Source organism: Exiguobacterium artemiae, assembly GCF_033342815.1.
GTDB classification, from domain to species: domain Bacteria; phylum Bacillota; class Bacilli; order Exiguobacteriales; family Exiguobacteriaceae; genus Exiguobacterium_A; species Exiguobacterium_A artemiae_A.
Genome location: NZ_JAWPEN010000033.1, coordinates 1 through 2,667, shown reverse-complemented (window position 1 = coordinate 2,667; position 2,667 = coordinate 1). Strand labels below are relative to the sequence as shown.

Here is a 2,667-nt window from a genome sequence, read left to right as displayed (position 1 = left end):
ATTTCACTTCGCTTGAATATACGTTTTTGCCCATGCAAAAACACCTCCGATGCTAGTACTTTTTAAAAGTGTACCACTCCGAAGGTGTTTTATATTGTCTCAAAATTTTAGGTTAGCCCAGATGCGGTTTCAACAGCATCCCTTTTTTTGTTCGTTTTTTCGAGTTTATCTGCCTATTTTAGAAAAAAGCACACGCATTCTAGTGAAATTTCTTCAGAAGACTGAAGAAATACCGGTAAGCAGACGATACTAATAGGAATGTCAGTCAAAAAAGAGAGGCACTTATCATGAATGAATGGATCACCTTAACGAAACACTATGAAGAGACACTGGTCATCCTATCGGTCATCGTGGCCATTGTCGGATCCTATGCCTCGATTGAATTAAATCGCCGGTTGGCAAAAGCCGTATCTTTAAAGAAAAGAGCCTTGTTCGTTTCTTCCTTGACGATGGGATTATCCATTTGGGGCATGCACTTCGTTGGAATGGGGGCATTTGAGTTGGCGGTACCGGTTAAATACGACTGGGTGCTGATGTTCCTGTCAATCGTTCCCGCCGTGACAGCTGCTTGGATCGCCTTTTATCTTTTATATTATTCGGAACTGACGCGGAAAAAAGTCATCATCGCCGGAACCTTAATGGGGACGGGAATCGCCATGATGCATTATCTTGGGATGGTTGCAATGCAGTTTAATGGAGATATCCGCTATGATGCGACGTTATTCATGTTATCGATTGTGATTGCAATCACCGTTGCCTATGTTGCCCTGTTGTTGTTGTATATGACACGACACGTCGATAAAAAACGAATTTTGATTCCTGTTGCGATTTTGATGGGATTCGGTATTTCGACGATGCACTATGTCGGAATGCTCGGAACGACGTTTTGTGTTCCAAGTGCTTCGGGAGTAGACGTTACCGCCCGGCCTGTCACATCAAATATCTTAAGTGACGTGGCAATTCCGGTCTTTTTAATTGTTCTGTTGATTGTCGGACTGTATATTCACCTGGAACGGCGAGCCTTACAGATGATGGCGTATACGGATCATTTGACCGGATTGCACAACCGCCGTTGGCTGGATCATCATATGTCAAAAGTGGATGGACAGTACAGCCGGACGAAAAAGCAGATGACGATGGCATTGCTTGATCTGGACGGTTACAAATGGATCAATGATACATTCGGTTTTGATCAGGGAGACATCGTCATTCGGCAATTCTCCGACCGAATCAAAGCGTTACTTCGAGAAGATGAAGCGTGTATCCGCTACAACGGAACCCAATTTTTCCTGATTCAAAACATCGATTCCGAAATGCTCGAAGAGGCCTTCACGGATGTCTTGGAAGCAATCCGGCAACCAATTTTTCTCGACGGACAGGAGATTCATTTGACCGCGACCATCGGTATCATCGTTCCGGATATTACGGATACACTGGAGATGCGGATCGGTCAAATGGAAAGCGCGTTGCGTGCAGGGAAAAATGAAGGACGGGACCGTTTCGTCATTTACGATGAACTGCTCCATTCGGATCGCCGGGAACAACAAATCGTCGGTTCCCTGCGTCGGGCCATGACGGACTTCAAGGAGTTTAATCTCGTCTATCAACCGAAAATTGCACTGGCGACGGGAAAAGTCGAGCAGGCGGAAGTTCTGATTCGCTGGAATCATCCGAAGTTCGGTTTCATTTCACCGGCAGAGTTCATTCCGCTCGCAGAAAAGTACAGCCTAATTCACCGTCTGACCCAGTGGGTGCTGCAGGAAACCGTCAACCAGATGGAAGTCTGGCGCGAAGAGGATCACTTCATCCGTCAAGTTTCCGTCAACCTGTCAGCGATGCATTTCCGGTCGGAATCGCATAATCTGATGATTAAGGAAATCGTTCATCATTCATTGAAGAACGGCGGAGAACTGCAACTTCAACTGGAAATTACGGAGACCTCCGTCATGGAAAATCTCGAACGTGCCTTGTTGATGCTCGGAGAATTGAAGCAATTGAGTTTGACGATTGCGCTCGATGACTTCGGAACAGGCCTGTCCTCGCTGACGCATTTAAAGCATTTACCGATCGATATCTTAAAGATTGATAAATCATTCATTGATGAAGTACCGCATGACGAGCGGGGAACGGCGATAACCGAAATGATCATCCAGCTGGCGAAGAGTCTTGGGATTGAAGTGGTGGCGGAAGGCGTCGAGACGCTTGAACAGCACGAATTCCTGAAACGGCTTGGATGTGACTACGGGCAGGGCTATTATTACAGTCGTCCGGTCAAGGTCAATGATCTCGACCAGCAGACGATCGAGCGAACCGTCCTGGATGTGGGCTGACAGCACATCCGTTCAATCCAATCCGTGTCTTTTTACGTATACTGGATAAGCACACGAGGAATATGTGTGCGATCATGGGGGACGCAATGGCTTCGTGAACGAATTCCGGGCAGGAATTTGTTCGACTTGTGCAAGATGCAGACAGAATCGCCGTACATTTCGATGGTTGCTCAGCTCTCTACTCAATCCAGTACCTGTCTGTCCATCACACTACAAGAGGCTGGGACATAACTAGCTGTCTTTTAAAGAAAATAAGGGATTGCCATCGTGACGATGCGCAATCCCTTATTTTTTTCATCACCTCTTATTAAATTGCCCCTCGGGCAATACTTTGGGT

The 2,667-nt window shown here is 46.4% G+C and carries 1 protein-coding gene; it reads left to right on the top strand.

What is annotated here, in order from left to right:
- The first annotated feature begins 287 nt into the window (after positions 1-287).
- Complete coding sequence (locus R7V76_RS16555) at positions 288-2,330, top strand: putative bifunctional diguanylate cyclase/phosphodiesterase (RefSeq protein WP_318094343.1); 2,043 nt, start codon at positions 288-290, stop codon at positions 2,328-2,330.
- The last annotated feature ends 337 nt before the right edge of the window (positions 2,331-2,667 follow it).